The organism is Bacillus sp. FSL K6-2865, from assembly GCF_040311405.1.
Taxonomy (GTDB): Bacteria; Bacillota; Bacilli; order Bacillales; family Bacillaceae; genus Bacillus; species Bacillus velezensis.
Genome location: NZ_CP152036.1, coordinates 1,084,848 through 1,107,063, shown reverse-complemented (window position 1 = coordinate 1,107,063; position 22,216 = coordinate 1,084,848). Strand labels below are relative to the sequence as shown.

Below are 22,216 nucleotides of genomic sequence, written 5' to 3'. Positions count from 1 at the left end.
CAGAAGGGAGGCTTTGCCGCATGAAAGATGATGACAAAAAACCGTTGGACAATAACGCCGTAAATCAGAAAAAGAACCGGCTTGCCGAAAAAAACCGGCAGGCGGGAAAAAACCAGAATTCCAAAAAACCGGACCATCTGTAAAAGCAAAACAGCCCTCTTGTGTATGAAGATAGAGGGCTGTTTTTTGTTCTATATGCGTCTAACATCACTTATCACGAATCCGCTTTCAGGCAATGCCGGCATTCTGGACAGGCTGAAGCTCAAATCTTGGGACGGAACATCGTACTCTATTTCATTGGCAAGAAACGCAAGTGAAGTTTTCATGACTTCCACGGTCATTCCCTCACCCGGACAGCGGTGGCCGTTAGCCGGATCACCTCCGCCCTGGGGAATGAAATCAAATTTATTTTCCTCCCGCCCCTGAAAACGTTCCGGGCGAAATTCATTGGGATTCTCCCAAAGCCGGGAATCATGGTTTGTCCCATATAGGTCAAGCATGACGGATGCACCCTTTTTAAACTCACAGTTCTTCCATACGAAATCTTTTTTCACAACGGCTCCTAAAAACGGGGCAAACGGGTAATACCGCCGAACTTCATGTGCAAATCTTTCGGCCTCCTGATCATCTCTCGATCTCAGTTTGCCCCGATATTCAGGGTAATCATGCAATGCAAGAGCTGAAAACGTAATGAAGTAAGAAATGGCGGCAATCGGGCGCAGAACATTAATAAGCTCAACAGCAGCCATGTGAGAATCAAGTCTGTTCCCGTCAAGTTCTGTATGAAAAGCCATTTCATACAAGGCTGAGCCCTCCGGTGTTTGCAGCTTGCCGGACCGCACATCCTCAATGACCTCCTCTATCCATTTCTCCGTTTTCAGCCTCGCCCTTCTGCCTTTCCAATGACGCGGTCCGACAGCGCCGAATGCGTCTACCATATCGGTGAAATCCTCCGCCCGCTCTTTCACTTCTGAGTCTTTCAGCGGGACGCCGGCCCACTCACAGGCAGCCCGGCACAGCACTTTCTTCGCTTCATCAAAAAGGACAATTCGGTTTGAACCCTCCCACTTTTCCGCAGATGCTTTCCACTGTTTTGCCACCGCTTCCGCAAGCCGTTTTTGCCGGGGCGGCGTCAACAGCGACATAAATAGAAGCTTCCTGTGCTTATGCCGTTCACCGTCCATTGACTGGATTGCCCCTGTTCCGAATAACGTTTTCTGCACCCGTTTGGGGAGGGCATGCTCCCGCTGAAATCGTTCTGTGTCATAAAAAAGCTTTGCGGCTTCCGCTCCGCTCATACAAATGAATGTCTTCCCTAATAAACGGGCGCGAAACACATCCGAGCGATAATTCTCCGCTCGGTTTTTCACAAATACATAACCATCGCGTAATAAAGCCAGACTATTATCAAGACCCTTATCATGCGGAATTTGTTCATTCATCCCGATTCCTCCCATCTTTTTTCACCTTTCACGAAAAAGAATAAATATAAACACAAGTATATTCAGTATTTGTGTTTCATTCAGAAGTTACTCATGTCAGGCTGCAAAAATCAGGGGGCGGGCATAAGCCCGTTACAAAGTAAACCGGCGGACCTGATCGTTTAACCGCTCTGTCAGGCTCACCAGATTATTTACGCTTTCCGCCATTTTATGAAAAGAAGACAGCTGCTCAAGCGCGGAGGCAGAAATCTCTTCGCTTCCCGCAGCCGTTTCCTGAACGACGGCGCTGATGCTTTCGGCATGATGCAGCACTTGCTCACCAAGCTGTTTCGATTCGATGATCCGTCCGTCCAATTGAGTAAGCTCCGCTTTAATATGGGCGGCTTTTTGTTCAATATGGACGAATGATTCTGACGTTTTCTCCATCAGCTCCTGCTGTCTGTCCGCTAAAGCGACGCCGGTCGTGACAGCTCCGGTAATAGACGTGATGCCGTCTTCAATTTGCTTTACCATATCGAAAATCTGCGCGGTCGCTTTGGCTGATCCGTCTGCGAGCTTCCGTATCTCCTCGGCAACGACGGCAAATCCTTTTCCGGCCTCGCCTGCTCTGGCCGCCTCGATTGCGGCGTTTAATGACAGCAGATTGGTCTGGCCCGCAATGTCAGAAACGGTCTGCGCCATCATACTGATGCCTGCCGCATGCTCTATGAAGAGATCGGCGGCTTCGGAAATCTCTTTTGATGTCTCATTGCTTTTATCAATGGCTTGCTTGGTCTCGGCTAAAGCACCGCGCCCCGCAGCCACCGCCGCAATCGTCTCTTCGCTGCTTCTCGTCGTTTGTTTTGAACGTTCGGCGTTCGCCTTTGAATGTTCATCCATTTGTTCAATGAATTGCACCGCATGCTGCAGATCTTCTGAAATGGTTTGGGAGCCTTTCGCCATTTCTTCCGTCGACACGGACACCTGCTCGGTCATGTCCTTCAGCGTCTGGTTTTCCTTCGTCAAACCTTCCGCGAAAGTCTCGACTTCACGGCCGACCTCTCCGATCGCCTGAATTAAGGTGCGGAGCTGTTCAGCCATCATTCCGAATGAGTCATTCAGCTCTTTCAGTTCGTCCTTCCCTTTATAATCAAGCATTTCAACAGCAAGGTTTCCTCCTGCAATACGACGGGCATTTTCAGCCATGCGGCGGATCGGCCCTGCAATTCTCTTCGTCAGCCTGATGGAAGATATGACGGTGACGGCAAGTATCACGATGGTCAGCACGGCTGCGCTGTAAACGATAAACTGAATCTGGTCAGCCGTCTGCTTCTGCATGTCTTCATAGTGATCCCGGCTTTTCAGATTCAGCATATAAATATCATTCAGAAGACCGTTGATGCGGGCCGCCGTCCTTGTCGCTTCAGCCGGGCTTTTCGAATCAAGAGCAGCGTCCGCCTCCGCCTGCCATGATTTGTATTTTTTGGCGAGTTTGTCATAAGCGGCTTTGTCTGCACCGTCCGTCATCGTTTTTTTGAGCGCCGCCAGTTTGTCCGAGCTGCTTTTCATATAGCTTCGCACATCTTCTTTCTGGGCGTCTGCGAGCGTATTGGAATAGCCGGTGATGCTTTCTTTTAACGTATTAAGGTCAGCTTTTGCTTCCTGGACGTTTAACAGCGCGTCCACTTCATCTTCATTTGAAGCCTGAATCTTCATCATGTTTACGATGGTAAAGCCGATGACGGCGGCGAAGCAAATCATCGTAACGGCTGCGTTAACGAGCAGCCTTGTCCGTAATGTCACTTCAGATCGCCTCCTTTTTCAATCAGACTGTTTTTCATATCCGTGATCTTTTTCGTCAGCCCGCCTGCGTTTTTGACAACTCTGATCTTGGCTAAGTCCATGCCGTTTTCCTTCAGTCCGTAAACGATCTCACCGCTTTTGATCTCCTTGTTGTCTTTTAAATCTTTCGCCAATTCATAGATGACATGGTCGACGTTTTTCACTAAAGAAGAGATAACGGCGTGCTCGGCGGTGTAATATTGATCGCTGTCAACACCGATGGCGTATACTTTTTGCGCCTCCGCTTCTTTCAGTGCGCCGACACCCGTGAAGCCGGCCGCCGTAAACAGGACATCGGCTTTTTTTCGGATCATGTTTTGGGCGATGCGCTTCCCGAGCTTATCATCGTCAAACGTACCGCTGATGTCCGACAGCACGCGGATTTTCGGTTTGACTGATTCCGCGCCTTTCAGATAGCCTTTCTTAAACCGTTTAATGACGTCGGCATCTGAACCGCCGATAAATCCGATCGTGCCGGTTTTGCTCGTCATAGCCGCCAGCGCTCCGGCTAAGCAGCTTCCTTCATCTTCTTTAAACGTGACGGAGGTGACATTATCCAGGTCTGATACGGAATCAATCAGCACAAACCGCTGCTTCGGATATTTTTTGGCGACCTTTTCTAAATCCGCCTGCATGCTGTAACCGAGCCCCACCACAAGATCATTGCCTTCCCGGACAAGCTGGGTCAGTCCTTTTTCGTATGTACCGGTATCTTTTATTTCCCGATAGTCAAATGTGATGCCGAGCTCGTCTCTTGCTTTCATCAAACCTTGAAAGCCTGAATCATTAAATGATTGGTCGCCGAGGCCGTTGTCTGTCAGCATGATACCGATTGTTTTCGTTTTTTCGGCCGCTGTTTCCTCAGATCTGCCAGCACATCCCGCCGTGCTGAGCGCAATCAGCAGTACAGCCGCAAATATCGCCATTTTTCTCATTGAAACTCTCCTTTTATTTTTTTCTATAGTTATATATCGGTTCGGATGTCAGAATATTTTATTTCAATAAAATATGTATGTTCGGCATGGTGTTAAACAAATGAGGGTCATAGGAGCTTTTGAGAAAATAAAAAACATCGGTTTTGGTTCACCGATGTTTTTGCAGAAAATTTATTGTTTTTCGTATGTCCAGCCGTCTTCCTGATAGACCTTGCCGTTTTTCATCAGATGCCCGAGCGCCCGCTTAAAGGCGGCTTTGCTTAAATGAAACCGTTCGCGGATATCGTCAGGATGGCTTTTGTCTCCGTAAGGCATCGCGCCGTTTCTTGATCTCAGATAGGTCAGAATTTCTTCCGCGTCAACCGAAAGCGCATCCTGCTTTCTCGGCAGCAGGGACATGTTGACGGAGCCGTCTTCCTTCACCTCGATGACACGCCCTGTCACGCGGCTGCCGAGTCTCGGCTCTTCTTTTCTTTCTGAAGGGTGAATAAACGCGCGGATGCCTTCATCGGTAATCAGAAAAGAGCCTGATGCAATCAGTCTGTACACCGTACCCGTCAGGTCTTTATTCATGACGTCTTCCTCTGCATCCGTAAATAATTCACTGATGATATCCTCGGGCGCCGGCTTGGCAAACATGCGCCCGCGGCTTGTCACCTTCAGCATGCAATACAGTCTGTCTCCTTTTTGCGGCCAGACGGATTTGTACGGAGGCAGGTGCTCCGTTGCGACGAGCGCGTCTTTTGACAGACCGACGTCGACGAATACGCCCATATCTTCCACAGCGTCCGTCACTTCCACCCATCCGTAGTCATAAAAGCTGATGAGCGGCTTTTTCATCGTCGCCGCGAGTCTTTCCTGATGATCGACGTAAATAAATACGTCCACTTCATCTCTGTCTTCGATATCCTCTGTGATTTCACTGTTATGTAAAAGAACCGTATCCTCGCCGTCGGTTAAAAAATAACCGAAATCGGTTTGGTGATCTATACTAAGCGTGAGCTGCTGCCCTGGTCTCATGTTATCGTCCTTCCTGATTCGCCCGTATGAGGCTGATGTTTTTCTCATTTTTTCCAACATGCATAAATTCATGCTTTATGCTGTTGGACATTTCTCTTTATTCTACTATAATCAACTCATAAGTGAAATGTTATAGGAGGTTTTCTCATGGCAAAAGAAAGTTCTTTTGATATTGTATCCAAAGTTGAATCTCCCGAAGTGCAGAATGCGATTCAGATGACGCTGAAAGAAATCGGCACGCGCTATGACTTTAAAGGATCGAAAAGCGATGTAACTTTAGAAAAGGAAGAACTCGTCCTGATTTCTGATGACGAGTTTAAACTGAATCAGCTCAAAGATGTGCTGAGCGGCAAGCTGATCAAACGAGACGTGCCGACGAAAAACATTGAATACGGCAAAATCGAAAATGCATCGGGAGGCACGGTGCGCCAGCGCGCGAAGCTTGTACAGGGCATTGATAAAGACAACGCCAAAAAAATCAACGCGGTGATTAAAAACTCCGGCTTGAAGGTCAAGTCGCAGATTCAGGACGACCAAGTGCGCGTCACCGGAAAAAATAAAGATGATCTGCAGCAGATTATTGCAGCCGTCCGCGGAGCAGACCTGCCGATTGACGTTCAATTTATTAATTTTAGATAAATTATGTGATTCCTATTGATTATTGTCTCTATTTTCGGTAAATTTGGAGAAAGGGATTTTCACAGTTAAGTTTTGGAAACCCATGACAATTACATGAACGTTCTTATCAAGAGAAGCCGAGGGACTGGCCCGACGACGCTTCAGCAACCGGTGTAGTGGTTTACCCAAACCATGACCAAGGTGCTAAATCCAGCAAGCTAAAAACAGCTTGGAAGATAAGAAGAGAGACAAATGATTACAAAGTCTTCTTCTTAAGAAGACTTTTTTTATTTCTCTTTTTTCCTTGCTGAATGTGACGAAGGAGGCAAACAATGGGACTATTACAAGACTTAAAAGAACGGGTTTTAATCGGAGACGGCGCGATGGGCACTCTCCTCTATTCCTACGGCATTGACAGATGTTTTGAAGAACTGAACGTATCAAAGCCCGAAGAAATCAAGCGGATACATAAGGCTTACGTGGAAGCCGGGGCAGATATCATCCAGACAAATACGTACGGCGCGAATTTTATTAAGCTCTCAAGATACGGACTTGAGGATGAAACGAAAAAAATCAATCAGGAGGCGGTCAGAATCGCGCGCGCTTCCTCAGACGGCGCTTATGTATTGGGAACGATGGGCGGCATCCGCACCTTTAACAAAAACGCCTACAGCCTGGAGGAGATTAAACGCAGCTTTCGGGAGCAGCTTTATTTATTGCTGCACGAAGAGCCGGACGGTCTGCTTCTGGAAACATACTATGATTTAGAAGAGGCGCGCGAAGTGCTGAAGATCGCGAGAAAAGAAACGGAACTTCCGATTATGCTGAACGTATCCATGCACGAACAGGGCGTGCTGCAGGACGGAACGCCGCTTCGGGAAGCCCTCAGGTCCATTGCCGATCTCGGCGCTGACATAACGGGAATCAATTGCCGGCTCGGCCCGTACCACATGATTGAAGCGCTCACCGAAGTGCCGATTTTCAGTGACGCTTATTTATCGGTCTATCCGAACAGCAGCCTTCCGTCTTTAGAAGAAGGCCGGCTTGTTTATGATACGGACGATGCCTATTTCCGGGAGAGCGCCGTACAGTTCCGCACTCAGGGCGCGCGCATTATCGGCGGCTGCTGCGGTACGACGCCAAACCATATCAGAGCCATGGCTGAAGCGGTCCGCGGCCTTTCCCCCGTCACTGAGAAAGAAGTGAAAATCAGACGGGAAGAAGAAGTCATCTCAGTCAGCAACGAACGAATCGAACCGGGTTTAAACGAAATCGCCGCTCAAAAACGGTCAATTATCGTAGAGCTTGATCCGCCGAAAAAATTGAATTTTGACAAATTTCTGCAAGCGGCGGCTGAATTAAAAGAAACCGGCATAGAAGCGCTGACGCTCGCCGACAATTCATTGGCGACACCGCGGATCAGCAATGCAGCCTGCGGTTCATTGCTGAAAGAGCGCCTTGATATCCGTTCTCTCGTTCACATTACATGCAGAGACCGCAACATCATCGGCCTTCAGTCACATTTAATGGGGCTGGATACGCTCGGGCTCACCGACATTTTAGCCATCACGGGTGATCCTTCAAAAATCGGCGACTTTCCAGGGGCTACCTCCGTCTATGATTTAACGTCCTTTGACTTGATCAGGCTGATTAAACAATTCAACGAGGGCATTTCTTTATCAGGGAAACCGCTCGGCAAGAAAACGAACTTTTCCGTAGCCGGAGCATTTAATCCGAATGTCCGCCATCTCGATAAAGCAGTAAAACGGCTGGAGAAAAAAATCGAGTGCGGAGCTGACTACTTCGTGTCCCAGCCTGTCTACTCGGAGCAGCAGCTCATTGACATTCATCATGAAACGAAGCATCTCAAAACACCGGTGTATATCGGAATCATGCCGTTAACGAGCAGCCGCAACGCAGAGTTCATCCATCATGAAATCCCGGGCATTAAGCTGTCAGACAGCATCCGCGAAAAAATGGCGCTCGCCGGCGAAGACAAGCGGAAGCAGAAAGCCGAAGGCCTCGCCATCGCCAAGTCGCTTCTCGACACGGCGTGCGAACTGTTTAACGGAATTTATTTAATCACCCCGTTTCTCCGTTCTGATTTGACGTCAGAGCTTGCAGCTTATATTAAGCAAAAGGATGAAAAGCGGGCTGATGTATATTTGCATTGACGCGGAAGAGGCCGCCTGATATGACAGGCGGCTTTTTCATGGTACGATACAGAAAAAGAATCAAGCAAAGGAGGATTTTTTCATGGTTGAAGTAAAACCCATCACCGCAGAAGACACATACGCGATCAGACACAGCGTGCTGCGCCCCCATCAGACGATTGAGGATTGTAAATATGATCAGGACAGCGTCAAAGGAGCCTTTCATCTCGGAGGTTTTTACGACGGGACATTGATCAGCATCGCTTCTTTCTACCCGCAGAACCAGCAGGCGTTACAGGCAGCGCCCGCCTACCAGCTGCGCGGCATGGCGACGCTTGAGGAATACCGGACGCAAAAAGCGGGAAGCACGTTAATCGCCTATGCAGAACGAAAACTGGCAGATATGGGGGCGGCGCTTGTCTGGTGCAACGCCAGATGTCACGTAAAGGGATATTACGAAAAGCTCGGCTGGAAAAGCACGGGCAGCCCCTTTGACATACCCGGCATCGGCCCGCATGTGATCATGTATAAAGAACTCGCCTGAAACAGACAAATGCCCTTGGGGACATGTCTCTAAGGGCATTACCTTGAATGTCACGCCTGCTTTTATATGCGGTACTATTGACGCCCTCCCGCTTTTTTAATACCCTTTGTACATTACACAACAGCAAGGATGGCAGGCAGAACGATATCTGTCAATTGCCGTTTTCAGCTATTAATTCAGAAAAGGAAGTATGAGATGAATACGATCCAAAAACCGAAAATCCCGAAAGAATTGCCGGTGCTTTCTTTCACAGAAGCGCTTCAGGACGACCTCATAAAAGAAGTCGTCATAGAAAACGCCGTGGTAAACAGCAAACTGGACGGCCTGCGCGCCGAAAAAGTCATTTTCAGAAACACCGTTTTTACGGATGTCTCTTTCAGACATATGGAATGTACGGATGTCCTGTTTGACAAATGTGATGTCTCAAACGCTGATTTCAGCGGAAGCATCATCCATAGAACGGCGTTTCAGCATTCAAAAATTCTCGGCTTGAATCTGGCGGATTCCGCCATGCGTCATGTACGGTTTGAAGACTGCCTCGCAAATTACAGCTCCTTCAGCTATTCCAATATGAAGCATGTCCGGTTTGACACGTGCGCTCTTACAGAAAGCGAGTGGAATGATGCGGTTCTTGAATACACAGATCTTGACGCCTGTGATTTGAACAGCTCAAATTTTATCGGCACGTCTCTTTTTAATATGGATATCAGCACGTGCACATTTGATCACCTGCACGTCTCACTTGAGAAGCTGAAAGGATGCCGCATCTCTCCGGCGCATGCCGTTACATTCGCAGAAGCGCTCGGAGCCATTGTGACGTGATCTTTTATTAAACGAAACGGCGGGCGATGTCCGCTATCGTTTGAATGCCTTTTTCCAAGTCCGGTAAGGATGCGTATGAATAGGAAAGACGCAGGCTTTGCCGGTCTTCGGGAAGATAGAGAGCTCCCGGATTGATCAGCACGCCGGCCTCCAAGGCACGGGTGAAAAGCGTCTGAACGGCGATTGCTTGATGAAAAGTGACCCAAATATAAAAGCCCCCCTCCGGCACACGCCACTCCGCAATATCTCCCGCGTATCTCTTAAGAAAACGCAATGCCGCATCTCTTCTGATTTTGAGTTCCTTTCTGAGACGCAAAAGGCGCGCTTCATAGCGGCCGCTTGACAGCCATTGACATGCCGCCCATTGAGATAAAGCACTGGAGCCGTAATCCGTCTGCATTTTAATATCGGCGAGCCTGTCTGCAACCGGCTCAGGGGCGACGACCCATCCGATGCGCAGACCCGGGCTTACGGTTTTTGACAGCGTGCCGATATACAGTACATTCCCCTCACCGTCCATGGATTTTAACGGAGGCGGCGGTTCTTTATCGATCCATAGATCACCGTATGCGTCATCTTCAATGACAGGCAGGCGGTGATTTCTTGTGAGGACGATGAGTTCCTTCCTCCGCTTGAGTGACATCACCGTTCCCGTCGGATTATGGAATGACGGAATGGTGTACAGCAGCCCTGCTTCGTATTGCCGCCGGTAAGCGGGAAGATGATCCGTTTTGATTCCGCTCCCATCCATCGGCACTCCCTTAAGCCTGACGCCCGCTGATTGAAACACACGCAGGGAATGGAGATACGACGGGTTTTCAGTCAGCATGACGGAGTTTGGTTTTAGCAGCCCGATTGAAATGAGCTGAAGCGCCTGCAGCGCGCCTGAGACGATTACGATGGATGCCGGGGACGCGTGAATCCCCTTTGTTTTCAAATGTTCCGCGACGCTTTGCCGAAGCTGCAGGCTGCCCTTCGGTTCTTCATAGCCGAGCGCAAAAATGTTAGTTCCCGCTTCACGGAACAGTTCGGCCATCTCCTGCTCAGGCAGCAGCTCTTGACTCAGTTCACCCGTCCCCAGCCTGATCAGATCCGGACGCGGCTCGTTTTGATTAATGGCCTGAATCAAGGATGAATTCGGCTGATGACTCCCCGATGTAACGTATGTGCTCCAATCAAGGGGCTTAGCCGCTGCCATGATGCTCCACGTATTGTTGACGACCTTTGTGCCTCCCCCTCTTTTTCCTTCCAGAAGACCTTGGGCGATTAACTCATCAACTGCTGCCGTCACTGTGCTTCGGTTGACCTGAAGCTCCTCGGCGAGCTTTCTTTGTGAGGGAATTTTCGTGCCAATGGTCCATTCGCCATGAAGTATTTTTTCTTTTATATGCTGTTCGATCTGGAGATAAAGCGGTATGTGCGACTCCCGATCCGGACGCCAGCTGTTCATACGTCATCCCTCCTTCTTTATTTATTATACATTTGGCTGGTTTAAGTACCAGCCAAATGGCCGGAGACATCAGCACACAGTGCGGCTACAATGAGATTTAGTTGACGATTGGAGGGTTTTACGATATGAATGCCATTCTTCACGGAGTGATGCTCGCTTTCGGCCTTATTTTGCCATTGGGCGCGCAAAACGTGTTTATTTTTCAGCAGGGAGCCTGGCAAAAACATGTGTGGCAGGCGTTTCCCGCAGTGATTGCCGCCGCGGTATGCGATACGATTCTCATCAGCGCGGCGGTCGCAGGCGTGTCAATGATTATTGCAGAGATTCCCGTTTTTCAGACCGTCATGCTTATAGGCGGCTTTTTGTTTCTCAGTTTTTAGGCTGGCAGACTTGGAGAAGCAAACCGCAGGCCGAACAGGCGAGAAAAACGTTTTTCACGGCAAAAAAACAGGCGGTCACGGCCGCCATGGTATCCCTTTTGAACCCGCATGCGATTTTGGATACCGTCAGTGTCATCGGCACAAGCTCCGCCGCCTATCCGGGAATTGATAAATGGCTGTTTGCCGGTGCTTGTATCGCGGTTTCCTGGGTATGGTTCGCCGGACTGGCATTCGCGGGACGGCTCGTCCAAACGGCGGATACAGGAGGCCGGCTCCTCGGCATCCTGAATAAATGCTCGGCATTGGTGATGTGGGGTGCTGCTTTTTATTTTGCTGCGCTTTTGTTTCGATAAAAGGAATTCGGCCAGGCCATGTTGAATGTACCGGAAGGAAGAGGGGGAATTGGAATGTCAGACATTTTAAAGCTGTATCACTACCACAGATGGGCAAATGAGCAAGTTATTCAGCATCTGAAGACGCTGCCCGCGGTCAGCTTACAGCAGAAACTGAAAAGTGTTTTTCCGACTGTGAACGCCGTGCTTGTGCATATATACCGGGCTGATTACATTTGGCTTCACGTGCTTTACGGAGAAACTTTCGAACAAATCGTCTCGCAGTTTGATCAATTTGAAAAGCTTGACGGAGATTTTGAGGCGATTGAACATAGAATGACTGAACTGGACAAAGAATTCAGCGAATTTTTAAAAGAAATGGAGAACCCGGAAGGTCCGATCTCTATTTCTCATCCGCGCCTGGGGACGCTTCAGACGACATATGCCGATGTGATCCGGCATGTTGTGAATCACGGCACATACCATCGCGGCAATATCACCGCGATGCTTCACCAAATGGGCTATAAAGGCGTGCCGACTGACTACATTTTTTTCTCATACGAATCATAAAAAAGCAAAGGCCTCCCGGGCCTTTGCTTTTTTACTTCGAATCTATCATAATCCGATATAGCCGGAGACGCCCGCTTTTTCGGCCACATCGTAAATTGTCATTTCCATGCTTACTGATCCCTCTTTTGTTCTCTGGTTTTAGGTCAGTCCGTTTTCCGGCTTACGAATTTGCGGTATTCAAGCGGCGAAATGCCTTCAATCTGTTTAAACAGTTTGGAAAAATAGGTTGGGTCCTCCATACCGATGGCGTCCGCGATCGCCCCCATTTTGTCATTGGTTGCGGACAAAAGACGTTTCGCCTCCGTCATTCTGACTTTGTTCGTATACTGGCCGGGCGTGACGCCGAGCACCTGCTGCATGCAGCGGGTCACGTAGTCTTGGTTGTAATGAAGAGCCGAAGAGAGCGCTTTAATGGTTGTTTTCTCCTGATAGTGCTCCTGCAGGTACCGGGCGGCCTCCCATGCGACTCTTTCCTTTGCGGACGGGATTTGGAACGCTTCTTTCTGAAGATGGAGCAGCAGCTCTTCAAACAGAATCTGCTTTCTGAGCGGCAGATCGGAGTTCTCTGCGCTGTCATCGGTCAGCACACTGAATTGCCCGGCCATAAACTGCGGGCGTCTCACCTTCCCTTTTTGCGGCAGGGACAGGCGGTAGCGGGACGGCTCTTCAAAGCTCCCTTTTTTTCGCCTCAGCTCCGACCAGTTGTTCCCGGTTGTTTCCGTCACCTCATAAGCCGCTCCTTCAAAATGAAGCCACGAATAGGATGTCGTTTCTTCACTGCCTTTTGTTCCGTAATGTTCAAGGCCGGGAGAAAGCAGAATATATTCTCCCGCTTCAACGGAAAAGGCGTTTTCGTCTTCTGTAATGTAGAGGACGCCTTCTTTCACATACAGCAGATCAAACACCGGAAAGACCCGTCTCACATGGGTTTCGCCTTTTTTGAACACTCCTTCTCCCGCAGCGATAAAGACCGGGAACGGAGGAACTGTGAACTCGAGAAAGGACATATTTTCGGCCCTCCTTTTTAAGTCGGATTTTTGCAAGAAGTTTCGTTTCTCTCCCTTTTTATTATAAGAAAATGGAGGTACACTTTTAAACGTTGATTTTTTCAGGAAAGGGGTTAAAAGAAATGAAACAAGCGATTTTAAAACGGGCTGCATTCAAACAATCCTCTGATCACAAACTCTCATTATACGCGCTGACTTGGCCGATATTTATTGAGGTTTCATTATATATGTTTATGGGAAACGCCGACACTCTTATGCTTAGCCAATACTCCGACAACAGTGTGGCGGCCGTGGGTGTCAGCAATCAGATTTTAAATTTAATTATCGTGATGTTCAGCTTTATCGCAACGGGTACGACAATTGTGATTTCACAGTTTTTAGGATCTAAACAGAAAAAAGAGGCGCAGGAAGTGGCTTATGTATCAATAGGAGCGAACTTTGTCATCAGTCTCGCCATCAGCGCCGCCATATTTTTTGCGGCCGTTCCGCTGCTTCATGTGATGGGTCTTTCCAATGAATTGATGCCGGATGCCAAAGTCTTTTTGCAGGTGGTCGGCGGGCTGTCCTTCATTCAGGCTTTGATTATGACGTTCAGCGCCATTTTAAAAAGCTACGGTCATACGAAGGATACGATGTTCGTTACGATCGGGATGAATATTTTAAATATTGCCGGAAACTTTCTTGTCATTTTCGGGCCGCTCGGCCTTCCGGTGTTAGGCGTCGCCGGTGTTGCGATGTCAACGTCCTTTGCGCGGATCATCGGGCTGATCGCGATGATTGTGATCGTCAAAAAACGCATCGGACTCGGTCTGACATGGCAAAAGATTTTTCACGTCCATAAAGAGCACTTGCGGAAACTCCTGAAAATCGGGATTCCGTCTGCCGGCGAACAGCTGTCTTACAACATTTCACAAATGGTTGTCACTTATTTTATCGCTATTATGGGCGCTCAGGCACTTACAACAAAGGTTTATACGCAAAACATCACCATGTTTATCCTGCTGTTCGGAACGGCGATCAGCCAGGGCACACAGATTTTGATCGGCAGATATATCGGCGCCAAACGGTTTGACGAGGCTTATGACCGCTGCATGAAAAGTCTGTACTGGGCGCTTGGCATTGCCGCTTTGACATCCGTGATCATGACCTTGTTTTCAAAGCAGCTGATCGGAATTTTCACAAGCAGTCCTGACATTATTGCGACGGCGAGCATGCTGATCGCGATGACGATCATTCTTGAGCCCGGCCGTTCATTTAATGTCATTATCATCAACTCGCTGCGGGCTGCCGGAGATGCAAAATTCCCCGTCTACATGGCAATGATTTCCATGTGGGGTATCGGACTGCCTCTCGCTTATCTGTTCGGCATCCATTTCGGATTAGGGCTTATGGGCATCTGGATTTCATTTATCGCGGATGAATGGGTCAGAGGCATTCTTATGTACAGAAGATGGCGGTCGCGGATTTGGATTCAAAAAGGGATTGCATAAACGCCCGAAGCTTCGTTATGAAGCCGGGCGTTTTTTTATGCTTGCGAAAGCCGTTGTCTCATGTCACCGAGCTCTGACCGATAATGTGCCAGCAAACCGGTAACGGCGGGCCTTGAGTATAACGGAAACAGCTCCAGCTCTTCAGACGCCTCCTCGAAATACGCCTCAGCCTCGAATGCGATGTACTCCCATACATTCATAAAAGCTTTGTTGACGGTATGGCTCTCCAGCTCTTCTTCCGTATAGCCGAATTGCTTCATCACCTGGCGCGGGAGACGCTTTTTCGCCCGCTCATCCGTATGGACCCCCAGAAGCACCCGGGTCAGCTGAATGGCTGCTCCTAATGAAACGGCTGCATGGCGGAGTTTCTCTTGGTTCCGGCGCGCACAAACCGGCAGCAGAAGCAGGCCGAGGGCTCCGCCTGTTTGGCCCGCGTACATCAGCAGGTCATCAAACTCTTGATACGCTACTTTTTCTCTGTCAGAGATTTGGCCGGCGATAAACTCACGTAACGGCTCTTCTTCAAGCGCAAATTGCTGCCGCACATCGGTGAGCGCCTCCCACAAAAAGCCGTCGGCGCGTGCCCCGTTCAGAAAGTCTTGTGCCGCCTGTTCAAATCCTCCAAGTTCCTGCACATCAAGCCGGTCAGCTTCGTGAAACAAAGCAAGCACCGCCCATGCGGCCCGCCTGTTTTTTGGCGGCAGGGATGAGAAAGTCCGTTTATATAAAGGAAAGTGCGCCTCGGCAAGCTGGGCGCATGTTTCGTATTCGGTCATGGTATCACTCCTCTGTTTTTTAGTGTACCATATGTTTCACAATAAAAAGACCGATATCCTTCAGCGGAAACCGGTCGCGGCACTGTTATTCTTCTATATCGATACGGTACGCCTCAAACCATGTATGGATCTGGGCAAGATGGGCGATCAGCTGCGGGCCTTTCATCAGCTGGCCGAACCACGGAACCTGAAAAGATGAACCTTCTGTCTCCAGCAGCATTTCCAGCTTCTTTCTGTCAAGCAGGGTGTGAAGCACGGAATCTTTCTGTTGTAAAATCGTTTTCAGCCATTCCGTGACCCCCTGCGTGTATTTCGGGTGATGCGTTTTCGGATAAGGGCTTTTTTTGCGGTACAAAATATCTTCAGGAAGCAGTCCTTCAAGCGCTTTCCGCAAGATGCCTTTTTCCCGGCTGCCATGCATTTTCATTTCCCAAGGAATATTCCAAACGTATTCCACAAGTCTGTGGTCGGCGAACGGCACCCGTACTTCAAGACTTGCGCCCATGCTCATGCGGTCTTTGCGGTCGAGCAGATTTGTCATAAACCAAAGCATATTTAAGTAGAACAGCTGCCGTCTCGCTTTATCTGTTCCCGTCTCACCGTCCAACAGCGGCGTTTCCGCAATGGTTTCTTCATATCTCGCATTCACGTATTCTCTAAGATTCAGCCGTTTTTGCCACTTTTCATCCAAGAGCGTGATCCTCTCCTCAGTCGACCTCATCCAAGGAAATCCGTCTTCTTCTGCCGCGGTGTGAAACCACGGATATCCGCCGAAAATTTCGTCCGCGCATTCTCCGGAAAGGCTCACGACAAAATCTTTTTTAATTTCCCGGCAGAACCATAATAGCGAGGAATCAACATCAGCCATGCCCGGCAGATCTCTGACGAGAACGGATTCCTCCAGATGTTCAACCAGCTGATCCTGCGTAATCACGCACTTATGATGCTGTGTGCCGAATGCATTTGTCATTTTATCGATCCACGGGCCGTCATCATTCGGCTGAAAGGCGCTCGCTTTAAAAAATTTGCTGTTCTCCTCATAATCAATGGAATAAGTATGAAGGGGATCTCTGCCTTGTTTCTCAAAATGAGCGGCGGCTATCGCGGTTATCGCGCTCGAATCAAGCCCCCCTGATAAAAACGTGCAAACCGGCACGTCAGATACGAGCTGGCGTGTCACTGCATCCTGAAATAAGTACCGAATGTGAGCCGCGGTTTCATCGAAGCTGTCTGTATGCTTTTCGCTCTTTACATTCCAATAACGCCATATGGACAAACCGTCCTTTGAGAAAGTGAACGCATGGGCGGGACGCACCTCGTGAATTCCTTTAAACACCCCGCAGCCCGGAGTTCTGGACGGCCCGAGTCCGAATACTTCCGCAAGTCCGCCGCTGTCTGTGCGGGCTTTCACATCAGGATGAGCAAGAATGGCTTTCAATTCCGACCCAAACAGAAAGGAAGAGCCGTGTTCTTTATAAAAAAACGGTTTGACGCCGAGCCGGTCTCTTGCCCCGAACAGCCGCTTGCGCTTCTCATCCCAGATGGCAAAAGCGAAAATACCGTTCAAGCGGTCCACGCACTCCTCCCGCCACTCAATATAGCTGTGCAGCAGCACTTCTGTATCAGAGGTCCTCTCAAAACGGTGGCCCCTCGCCTGAAGCTCCTTCCGCAATTCCTCCGTGTTATACAGCTCTCCATTATAAATGATGGTGTACGTTTCCTCTTGATGCGTGCAGGCCATCGGCTGGCGGCCGCCTTCAATGTCAACGACCGAAAGTCTTTTATGTCCGAATAAAACATGGGGCTCTCCCCAGACGTTTGAATCATCAGGCCCTCGTTTTGAAAGAGTGTCTATCATATTGTTCATAATATGTTTCTCTTGGACGAGCTGCTTTTGAAAATCGACCCAACCCGCAATTCCACACATGTGATATCAGCTCCAATCCCGTTTCTGTCGGTATCAAATTCGTTTCTATCAGCACTTTACCCAGTTTATGCAAAGAAACGCAGATAGTTGATTTGTCCCACTAAGAGTTGTATGAGACAAGCCCGATTTGGAAAGAACGGAAGAGAAGAAACAAACAAAGGAGACCGGCACGGTTATGAAACGAAAACAGCTTTTCTCAGAAAAAAACAAATGGGGGCGCGGCACCCTGATGATAGAGGACGGCATCTGCCTCGTCGAAAACGATGAAGGCGATATCCTGCTGGCAGACAGTCTAGGTAACGCAGACGTATTGATGAAACGCGGCGGCAGATGGCAGCCGGCACGGATTTGCGGCGGTGCGGCCGAAATCGGCGCAGACACCATCCCCCTGCTCGGCGGGGAAGAAATCCGTTATGAAAAGGCGGTCAAACGGCCGCTGTTAACCTTGCTCGATTCGCTGGACGATGAAACGTTTCTGCTGTTTCTCAGCCATCTTCACGGGTTCGGCCTGTCTGTATATGATTGCGTATTTTCCTACAATCAGGCGCTGTTTTCCGGTGAAGGCGTTTCGTTTTATCACTTCTCGGCGGATGACGCACAATGCGCCCTGCAGCATCACCGCGGCAGCTCGGGTAAACACGACAGATTTGAATGGACGGCATCTGACGGGCGGCGCTCCATTATGTATTCAGCGGCAAGACAAGACGGCACCGCGTAACAAACAGGCGGCACCTTTTAAATAGGTGCCGCCTGATGTATTCAGCTTTGTTTTTCACGCTGATTGACGCCCGGCGTTTGCTATTACCCTTCACAGCCGCAGCTTTTGCGGTAACGAGAGTGATTGACGCTTTTGGCATCCTGCACATCTTCTTCGCCTCATCAACATCCCCCTGCCACGGCATTTCTCATTCAGCGGCACAGTTGCGCGACTAAAAAAACCCGGATGCATCCGGGTTTTTCAAGCGATTGATTAAAATACGTGAAAGCCGATCGGCAAGTGTAGGCCGAGCAGCACCGTCAGGACGAGCACGATAATAAAACCGATCCACAGTCCGCCGGTTGATTTGCCTTTTTTCTTGCGGATGACGAGCATTTCCATCAGTCCGATGGTAATGATGCCGAGCAGCATTTTTCCGGCGTACTCTCCGTTCCAATTCGCAAAACGGACAAAAAGCTCAGCTCCGGTCAGAATAATAATAATGTAGAATAAGCGCAGAATCATATGCGTAATTTTTGCGCCCTTCGCTTTTCCGGAACCGTACAGCCCGTAGCTGACAAATACCAGGATAAGCGCAACGACCCATGAAGTAATATGCCAATGTGTCATTATGTTCAATTCCCCCTATCAGATCAATCTGCCTCACTTATGGTACCACAACAAGCCGATCGGAGCATTATCAATCGTGCGAAAGACACACAATTATCCGATTTGGTTCGACAGCGTGCCGATCGGTTCAATTGTAATGTCAATGCGGTCCCCCGGCTTTAAAAATTTCGGCGGCTTAAACCCTTTTCCGACACCGGACGGCGTCCCCGTCGCTATAATGTCACCGGCTTCAAGCGTCATTCCTTTTGACAGCGTTTCGATTAATTCAGCTATCGGAAAAATCATGTCACCCGTTGATCCTGATTGGCGCAGTTCTCCGTTCACCCGCGTTTCAACTTTCAGGCTTTGCGGATCACTGACGGCCGACTTATGTACAATGACCGGGCCCATCGGGCATGTCGTATCGAGGCTTTTGCCGATAAAAAACTGTTTATGTTTCTTCTGCAGATCGCGCGCTGTTATATCATTTACAATTGTATAGCCGAATATATGATCAAGTGCATGTTCTTTGGAGATGTGCGATCCGCTTTTTGATATGATGACCGCAAGCTCCCCTTCATAATCAAGCTGCTCCGTTACGTCCAAGTGGCTGTCCACTGTTTCTCCGTGTCCTGTAACGGCAGCGGGGGCTTTCGTAAAAACCATGGGATGCTCCGGTATATCAGCCTCACTCCCCATTTCAACAGCATGATCACGATAATTTTTCCCGATGCAGATCACGTTCTTTGAAGGTCTCGGAATAGGCGCGCAAAGCTTTACGTCAGACAGCGCATACATAAATGAACCCGACTCATCATTCGGTTTTTTCGCCCATTCCGCAAGCTGTCCGGCATGCGCGACAAACTTATCTCCTTTTTGAATGCACTCGATCAGCGAACCCGGAATCGTCTCAAGTTCAAACAATTTTTTTTCAGCCTTTTGCAGATCTAAGATTTTGTCATCATCAATGATCAGACCGACAAATGTTCGGCTGTTCAGTTCCCCTGTCGCAAATTTCATGTTAATCCCCCATCATTTTTAAATCTGGCATTCCTTTATGTATTCTTCCTCCGGGCGGGAAATTCCTCTTTTAAACAGGCTGAAAATAAGTGTAAAAGAGTATCAAAAATTGTCACTTTTTTAGTCATATTGACGAAATAAAACCTTCTTGGCCAAAATGGGTTATACTATTATCATCCTATGTTTTCCAAAATAATCGAGAATTGGAGATCACACGATGAACAAAATTGAAGAAAAAAGATTAACTTTATTCGAGACAGCGCAAAAATTCGGAATCAATGCAACGGAGACCATCAGGTGCAGCCAGGAGCTGGACAGCCTTTTAAACGGGTGCCGGGGCGGGCTCATCCAACAAACGAAAGACAGCGGGCTGAACCCGGCCGCACAGATTGAGCACGGCCGCACCGCAGGAAAAAAAGAGGCTTTCTCATAAACGTGATATGTATATAAATCTGTATCATTTATGTATAAGACCCGGCATGCGTAAAGCGCCGGTGTTTTTACGTCTAAAGTTTTTTCCGCTCACAAAAATGTGCATTTGTCATAAGCTATTTTAGGCAGGCAGCCCAGATAAGCTCCTGGAGTGCAGTCATGAAAATCTTCACGAAAAGGATGTGCTCGTATGCCCGCAATTGTCGGAGCGTTTAAAATTAATGCCGTCGGTACGAGCGGAGTCGTTCATATAGGCGACTGCATCACCATTTCTCCAAAAGCAGAGGTTAAGACATTTGCCGGAGCGGGCAGCTTCAATACCGGAGACAATCTCACACTGACGAATTACAGGAATTCAACGAATGTGTACGATAATGATGTAATCGATCAGCCGATGGCAGGAAACGCATAAAGGAGGCGCCGTATGAATTTTTACGTCAATCAGTCGATCCATATCAATTACATGCGTGTAGAATCTGTCAGCAATTCCTCCATACTGCAAATCGGAAGCGCCGGTTCAATTAAATCTCTTTCCAATCTGTACAACACAGGGAGTTATGTTGAGCCGGCGCCGCCTGTCACCGCGGGGCAGCAGACTGTAACAACAGGGGGAGGTCCCGGCACCTCATCATTTGTACCGCTCCAGCCGCCAAGCCGGTAGTTTTAATGAAGGAAACGAGACGCGAGGTGAATGTCATGTATGATCAATCCGTTTCATCCTACCTGCAGAATTTAAATTCTTTCGTCCAGCAGCAGGCGCAGCAGATTCAGGAGCTCGAACGGCAGCTGAAAGAATTCCAAAATGAAATTTCAACGCTGAAGCAGCAGCCTTCTACAAGAATCGATCGGCTCGAGTATAAATTTGATCAGCTGAAAATTGAACGGCTGGAAGGAACGCTGAATATCGGATTGAATCCGACTGATCCGAATGCCGTGCAAAACTTCGAAGTCGGCCAGACATCTCCGCAGGTCGGAATGATGCAGCAGGAACAGGCGGGCCAGCAAATGCAGCAAATCCGCCAAAACGTCGATATGTACCTGAATGAAGAAATCCCCGCGCTTTTAGAACAGCTCGAAACTCAGTATGAGAGCAGGCTGGACGAAACGAACAAATATCATATTATTGAAGATATCAGAAAGCAGATGGACAGCCGGATTCAGTATTATCTGTCCCATGTCCCGAAAGAAGAAAATACGGCGCCCGCGCAATATGCCGAGCAGATTGCCGAACATGTGAAGCGTGATATTGTCAGGGCCGTCGAGCACTTTATTAAGCACATACCTGGTGAAATGAAAGGTGATGATCCGTCATGATTTTTACAGTGATTAACCGGAATATTGAAGTCGGCGACATCCGGTCTACCGGTGTATCCAGTTCTTCCTTATTATTAATCGGCGACACCGATTCCGTCTATCTGTCTTCCATCTTTGACACGCCTCCGGAATCTCTTATTATCGGGCCTTATGTGCCGCTGGCGCCGGAATAATGTTAAAGCGCATTTCACGCCTCCGGAACGCCAAAATCAATTCAGTCGGGATTGCGAGTGTCTTTCAAGCAGGCGATACAAATGAAATCAATATGCGGATCAAAGTATTGGCCGATCAGCGTAGTCTTGCTGTATACAGAGATGATGAAGGCTCATTTAACAAAAAAGAATACCAGATTTTTCGGCAGCCGGCCGTCATGCCGTTACCGGAAACGGGAGTCCAAAGCGCATTCTGCCATGAAAACCCTTCAATTCGGGTAAGGAATGTGAAAGTTCAAGGGGTATCGTCAGCGTCCGTGGTTCAAATCGGATCGACGTCGATCGTTCTGGGAGATTCGCGGCTGAAACATATTAGGCAGATCTTCACGCCAAGCTCACAATCACAGCAGCCCTGACATATAATGACGATGAGACTTCTATAAAGGGTGTCGTTTATGCCAGCAATTACCGGACCTATAGCTATCAATTCCATATCGGGCGGAGTCGTAAACTTTGGTGATTCCTTTTACCTTTCTCCAAAAAGCTCTTCTAAATCTGCGCTCGGTTCGGGAGCAGGCAATACCGGAGATTTCCTGTTATTAAACAACGTTGTCAATGCGACAAACTATATAGACCCCGATGTCAGCGATCAAAATGTGGTCGGAAACGCCTAAAAAGCAGCCGCTCTTTCAGAAGAGGGCTGCT

At 48.7% G+C, this 22,216-nt stretch carries 26 protein-coding genes, 1 pseudogene and 1 riboswitch; of the genes and pseudogenes, 17 read left to right on the top strand and 10 right to left on the bottom strand.

All coding sequences use genetic code 11. The features are described 5' to 3' along the window. Positions 1-20 precede the first annotated feature (20 nt). Positions 21-143, top strand: a complete 123-nt coding sequence (locus NYE42_RS05525) for a hypothetical protein (protein WP_003155105.1) — start codon at positions 21-23, stop codon at positions 141-143. 48 nt (positions 144-191) lie between these two features. On the opposite strand, the gene NYE42_RS05520 is transcribed toward NYE42_RS05525, so the two are convergent. From NYE42_RS05520 to NYE42_RS05505, 4 genes are all read right to left on the bottom strand, one after another. Beyond that, positions 192-1,442 (bottom strand): cytochrome P450, encoded by a 1,251-nt coding sequence (locus NYE42_RS05520; protein WP_040238286.1) that lies wholly within the window; start codon positions 1,440-1,442, stop codon positions 192-194. A 132-nt stretch (positions 1,443-1,574) separates the two neighbouring features. Beyond that, complete coding sequence (locus NYE42_RS05515) at positions 1,575-3,224, bottom strand: methyl-accepting chemotaxis protein (RefSeq protein WP_265451285.1); 1,650 nt, start codon at positions 3,222-3,224, stop codon at positions 1,575-1,577. After that, positions 3,221-4,198 (bottom strand): BMP family ABC transporter substrate-binding protein, encoded by a 978-nt coding sequence (locus tag NYE42_RS05510; protein ID WP_265451286.1) that lies wholly within the window; start codon positions 4,196-4,198, stop codon positions 3,221-3,223. Before NYE42_RS05510 ends, NYE42_RS05515 begins: the two co-directional genes overlap by 4 nt. A gap of 171 nt (positions 4,199-4,369) precedes the next feature. Next, positions 4,370-5,266 (bottom strand): S1 RNA-binding domain-containing protein, encoded by an 897-nt coding sequence (locus NYE42_RS05505; protein WP_170936341.1) that lies wholly within the window; start codon positions 5,264-5,266, stop codon positions 4,370-4,372. A 99-nt stretch (positions 5,267-5,365) separates the two neighbouring features. On the opposite strand from NYE42_RS05505, the gene NYE42_RS05500 reads away from it, so the two are divergent. From NYE42_RS05500 to NYE42_RS05485, 4 genes are all read left to right on the top strand, one after another. Further along, complete coding sequence (locus NYE42_RS05500; RefSeq protein ID WP_352426816.1) at positions 5,366-5,857, top strand: YajQ family cyclic di-GMP-binding protein; 492 nt, start codon at positions 5,366-5,368, stop codon at positions 5,855-5,857. A gap of 100 nt (positions 5,858-5,957) precedes the next feature. After that, positions 5,958-6,079, top strand: a riboswitch (SAM riboswitch). 89 nt (positions 6,080-6,168) lie between these two features. Further along, positions 6,169-8,010 (top strand): bifunctional homocysteine S-methyltransferase/methylenetetrahydrofolate reductase, encoded by a 1,842-nt coding sequence (locus NYE42_RS05495; RefSeq protein ID WP_352426815.1) that lies wholly within the window; start codon positions 6,169-6,171, stop codon positions 8,008-8,010. An 82-nt stretch (positions 8,011-8,092) separates the two neighbouring features. Next, positions 8,093-8,533: a GNAT family N-acetyltransferase gene (locus NYE42_RS05490; RefSeq protein ID WP_007409151.1), complete on the top strand. Its 441-nt coding sequence runs from the start codon at positions 8,093-8,095 to the stop codon at positions 8,531-8,533. 195 nt (positions 8,534-8,728) lie between these two features. Then, entirely contained in the window at positions 8,729-9,355 is a 627-nt protein-coding gene (locus NYE42_RS05485) for a pentapeptide repeat-containing protein (RefSeq protein ID WP_042635043.1), read from the top strand. A 7-nt stretch (positions 9,356-9,362) separates the two neighbouring features. On the opposite strand, the gene NYE42_RS05480 is transcribed toward NYE42_RS05485, so the two are convergent. Beyond that, positions 9,363-10,805, bottom strand: coding sequence for an aminotransferase class I/II-fold pyridoxal phosphate-dependent enzyme (locus NYE42_RS05480; RefSeq protein ID WP_020955614.1), 1,443 nt, complete (start codon positions 10,803-10,805; stop codon positions 9,363-9,365). A 125-nt stretch (positions 10,806-10,930) separates the two neighbouring features. On the opposite strand from NYE42_RS05480, the pseudogene NYE42_RS05475 reads away from it, so the two are divergent. After that, positions 10,931-11,538 (top strand): annotated as a pseudogene (locus NYE42_RS05475) (LysE family transporter). 54 nt (positions 11,539-11,592) lie between these two features. After that, positions 11,593-12,087 carry a DinB family protein gene (locus NYE42_RS05470; RefSeq protein ID WP_015239546.1) on the top strand — a complete coding sequence of 165 codons (495 nt, stop codon included), beginning with the start codon at positions 11,593-11,595 and terminating at the stop codon, positions 12,085-12,087. A 143-nt stretch (positions 12,088-12,230) separates the two neighbouring features. Here NYE42_RS05470 and NYE42_RS05465 read toward each other — a convergent pair whose 3' ends face one another. Then, on the bottom strand, positions 12,231-13,094 hold the full coding sequence (locus NYE42_RS05465; RefSeq protein ID WP_007409155.1) for an AraC family transcriptional regulator: 864 nt from the start codon (positions 13,092-13,094) through the stop codon (positions 12,231-12,233). Positions 13,095-13,216: 122 nt separating this feature from the next. Between NYE42_RS05465 and NYE42_RS05460 the strand changes: the two genes are divergently transcribed. Beyond that, positions 13,217-14,584, top strand: a complete 1,368-nt coding sequence (locus NYE42_RS05460) for an MATE family efflux transporter (protein WP_031378475.1) — start codon at positions 13,217-13,219, stop codon at positions 14,582-14,584. A 35-nt stretch (positions 14,585-14,619) separates the two neighbouring features. Here the strand turns inward: NYE42_RS05460 and NYE42_RS05455 are convergent, their stop codons facing one another. After that, complete coding sequence (locus NYE42_RS05455) at positions 14,620-15,360, bottom strand: squalene/phytoene synthase family protein (protein ID WP_352426814.1); 741 nt, start codon at positions 15,358-15,360, stop codon at positions 14,620-14,622. An 85-nt stretch (positions 15,361-15,445) separates the two neighbouring features. Beyond that, a complete protein-coding gene (gene asnB, locus NYE42_RS05450; protein ID WP_025284535.1) occupies positions 15,446-17,287 on the bottom strand; it encodes an asparagine synthase (glutamine-hydrolyzing) in 1,842 nt (613 codons plus the stop codon). A 175-nt stretch (positions 17,288-17,462) separates the two neighbouring features. On the opposite strand from asnB, the gene NYE42_RS05445 reads away from it, so the two are divergent. Both NYE42_RS05445 and NYE42_RS05440 read left to right on the top strand, forming a co-directional pair. Continuing rightward, a complete protein-coding gene (locus tag NYE42_RS05445) occupies positions 17,463-18,005 on the top strand; it encodes a DUF2777 family protein (RefSeq protein WP_038456447.1) in 543 nt (180 codons plus the stop codon). Between the two features lie 35 nt (positions 18,006-18,040). Beyond that, positions 18,041-18,220, top strand: a complete 180-nt coding sequence (locus tag NYE42_RS05440; protein ID WP_233162021.1) for a hypothetical protein — start codon at positions 18,041-18,043, stop codon at positions 18,218-18,220. 37 nt (positions 18,221-18,257) lie between these two features. Here NYE42_RS05440 and NYE42_RS05435 read toward each other — a convergent pair whose 3' ends face one another. Together NYE42_RS05435 and NYE42_RS05430 are read right to left on the bottom strand one after the other, a co-directional pair. Continuing rightward, positions 18,258-18,614 carry a YisL family protein gene (locus tag NYE42_RS05435; protein WP_007409161.1) on the bottom strand — a complete coding sequence of 119 codons (357 nt, stop codon included), beginning with the start codon at positions 18,612-18,614 and terminating at the stop codon, positions 18,258-18,260. A 93-nt stretch (positions 18,615-18,707) separates the two neighbouring features. Next, the gene (locus NYE42_RS05430) at positions 18,708-19,613 is read right to left on the bottom strand and encodes a fumarylacetoacetate hydrolase family protein (protein ID WP_031378473.1); all 906 of its coding nucleotides are present in this window, start codon (positions 19,611-19,613) and stop codon (positions 18,708-18,710) included. Positions 19,614-19,830: 217 nt separating this feature from the next. Here NYE42_RS05430 and NYE42_RS05425 point away from each other — a divergent pair, with 217 nt between their 5' ends. From NYE42_RS05425 to NYE42_RS05395, 7 genes are all read left to right on the top strand, one after another. Then, complete coding sequence (locus NYE42_RS05425) at positions 19,831-20,046, top strand: aspartyl-phosphate phosphatase Spo0E family protein (RefSeq protein ID WP_007409163.1); 216 nt, start codon at positions 19,831-19,833, stop codon at positions 20,044-20,046. Between the two features lie 189 nt (positions 20,047-20,235). After that, a complete protein-coding gene (locus NYE42_RS05420) occupies positions 20,236-20,457 on the top strand; it encodes a spore germination protein (protein ID WP_003155135.1) in 222 nt (73 codons plus the stop codon). Positions 20,458-20,469: 12 nt separating this feature from the next. Next, positions 20,470-20,706 carry a spore germination protein GerPB gene (locus NYE42_RS05415; RefSeq protein ID WP_007409164.1) on the top strand — a complete coding sequence of 79 codons (237 nt, stop codon included), beginning with the start codon at positions 20,470-20,472 and terminating at the stop codon, positions 20,704-20,706. A gap of 35 nt (positions 20,707-20,741) precedes the next feature. Next, entirely contained in the window at positions 20,742-21,359 is a 618-nt protein-coding gene (locus NYE42_RS05410) for a spore germination protein GerPC (protein ID WP_003155139.1), read from the top strand. Next, a complete protein-coding gene (locus NYE42_RS05405; protein ID WP_003155141.1) occupies positions 21,356-21,532 on the top strand; it encodes a hypothetical protein in 177 nt (58 codons plus the stop codon). Before NYE42_RS05410 ends, NYE42_RS05405 begins: the two co-directional genes overlap by 4 nt. Continuing rightward, on the top strand, positions 21,532-21,927 hold the full coding sequence (locus NYE42_RS05400; RefSeq protein WP_007409166.1) for a spore germination protein GerPE: 396 nt from the start codon (positions 21,532-21,534) through the stop codon (positions 21,925-21,927). Before NYE42_RS05405 ends, NYE42_RS05400 begins: the two co-directional genes overlap by 1 nt. Before the next feature lie 39 nt (positions 21,928-21,966). After that, entirely contained in the window at positions 21,967-22,185 is a 219-nt protein-coding gene (locus NYE42_RS05395; RefSeq protein ID WP_003155143.1) for a spore germination protein, read from the top strand. Positions 22,186-22,216: the final 31 nt, after the last annotated feature.

Coding starts and splice junctions, on each gene's coding strand:
- NYE42_RS05525 (WP_003155105.1), top strand. CDS start 21: ATGAAAGATGATGACAAAAAACCGTTGGACAATAACGCCGTAAATCAG.
- NYE42_RS05520 (WP_040238286.1), bottom strand. CDS start 1,442: ATGAATGAACAAATTCCGCATGATAAGGGTCTTGATAATAGTCTGGCT.
- NYE42_RS05510 (WP_265451286.1), bottom strand. CDS start 4,198: ATGAGAAAAATGGCGATATTTGCGGCTGTACTGCTGATTGCGCTCAGC.
- NYE42_RS05505 (WP_170936341.1), bottom strand. CDS start 5,266: ATGAGAAAAACATCAGCCTCATACGGGCGAATCAGGAAGGACGATAAC.
- NYE42_RS05500 (WP_352426816.1), top strand. CDS start 5,366: ATGGCAAAAGAAAGTTCTTTTGATATTGTATCCAAAGTTGAATCTCCC.
- NYE42_RS05495 (WP_352426815.1), top strand. CDS start 6,169: ATGGGACTATTACAAGACTTAAAAGAACGGGTTTTAATCGGAGACGGC.
- NYE42_RS05490 (WP_007409151.1), top strand. CDS start 8,093: ATGGTTGAAGTAAAACCCATCACCGCAGAAGACACATACGCGATCAGA.
- NYE42_RS05485 (WP_042635043.1), top strand. CDS start 8,729: ATGAATACGATCCAAAAACCGAAAATCCCGAAAGAATTGCCGGTGCTT.
- NYE42_RS05480 (WP_020955614.1), bottom strand. CDS start 10,805: ATGAACAGCTGGCGTCCGGATCGGGAGTCGCACATACCGCTTTATCTC.
- NYE42_RS05470 (WP_015239546.1), top strand. CDS start 11,593: ATGTCAGACATTTTAAAGCTGTATCACTACCACAGATGGGCAAATGAG.
- NYE42_RS05465 (WP_007409155.1), bottom strand. CDS start 13,094: ATGTCCTTTCTCGAGTTCACAGTTCCTCCGTTCCCGGTCTTTATCGCT.
- NYE42_RS05460 (WP_031378475.1), top strand. CDS start 13,217: ATGAAACAAGCGATTTTAAAACGGGCTGCATTCAAACAATCCTCTGAT.
- NYE42_RS05455 (WP_352426814.1), bottom strand. CDS start 15,360: ATGACCGAATACGAAACATGCGCCCAGCTTGCCGAGGCGCACTTTCCT.
- asnB (WP_025284535.1), bottom strand. CDS start 17,287: ATGTGTGGAATTGCGGGTTGGGTCGATTTTCAAAAGCAGCTCGTCCAA.
- NYE42_RS05445 (WP_038456447.1), top strand. CDS start 17,463: ATGAAACGAAAACAGCTTTTCTCAGAAAAAAACAAATGGGGGCGCGGC.
- NYE42_RS05440 (WP_233162021.1), top strand. CDS start 18,041: ATGTATTCAGCTTTGTTTTTCACGCTGATTGACGCCCGGCGTTTGCTA.
- NYE42_RS05435 (WP_007409161.1), bottom strand. CDS start 18,614: ATGACACATTGGCATATTACTTCATGGGTCGTTGCGCTTATCCTGGTA.
- NYE42_RS05430 (WP_031378473.1), bottom strand. CDS start 19,613: ATGAAATTTGCGACAGGGGAACTGAACAGCCGAACATTTGTCGGTCTG.
- NYE42_RS05425 (WP_007409163.1), top strand. CDS start 19,831: ATGAACAAAATTGAAGAAAAAAGATTAACTTTATTCGAGACAGCGCAA.
- NYE42_RS05420 (WP_003155135.1), top strand. CDS start 20,236: ATGCCCGCAATTGTCGGAGCGTTTAAAATTAATGCCGTCGGTACGAGC.
- NYE42_RS05415 (WP_007409164.1), top strand. CDS start 20,470: ATGAATTTTTACGTCAATCAGTCGATCCATATCAATTACATGCGTGTA.
- NYE42_RS05410 (WP_003155139.1), top strand. CDS start 20,742: ATGTATGATCAATCCGTTTCATCCTACCTGCAGAATTTAAATTCTTTC.
- NYE42_RS05405 (WP_003155141.1), top strand. CDS start 21,356: ATGATTTTTACAGTGATTAACCGGAATATTGAAGTCGGCGACATCCGG.
- NYE42_RS05400 (WP_007409166.1), top strand. CDS start 21,532: ATGTTAAAGCGCATTTCACGCCTCCGGAACGCCAAAATCAATTCAGTC.
- NYE42_RS05395 (WP_003155143.1), top strand. CDS start 21,967: ATGCCAGCAATTACCGGACCTATAGCTATCAATTCCATATCGGGCGGA.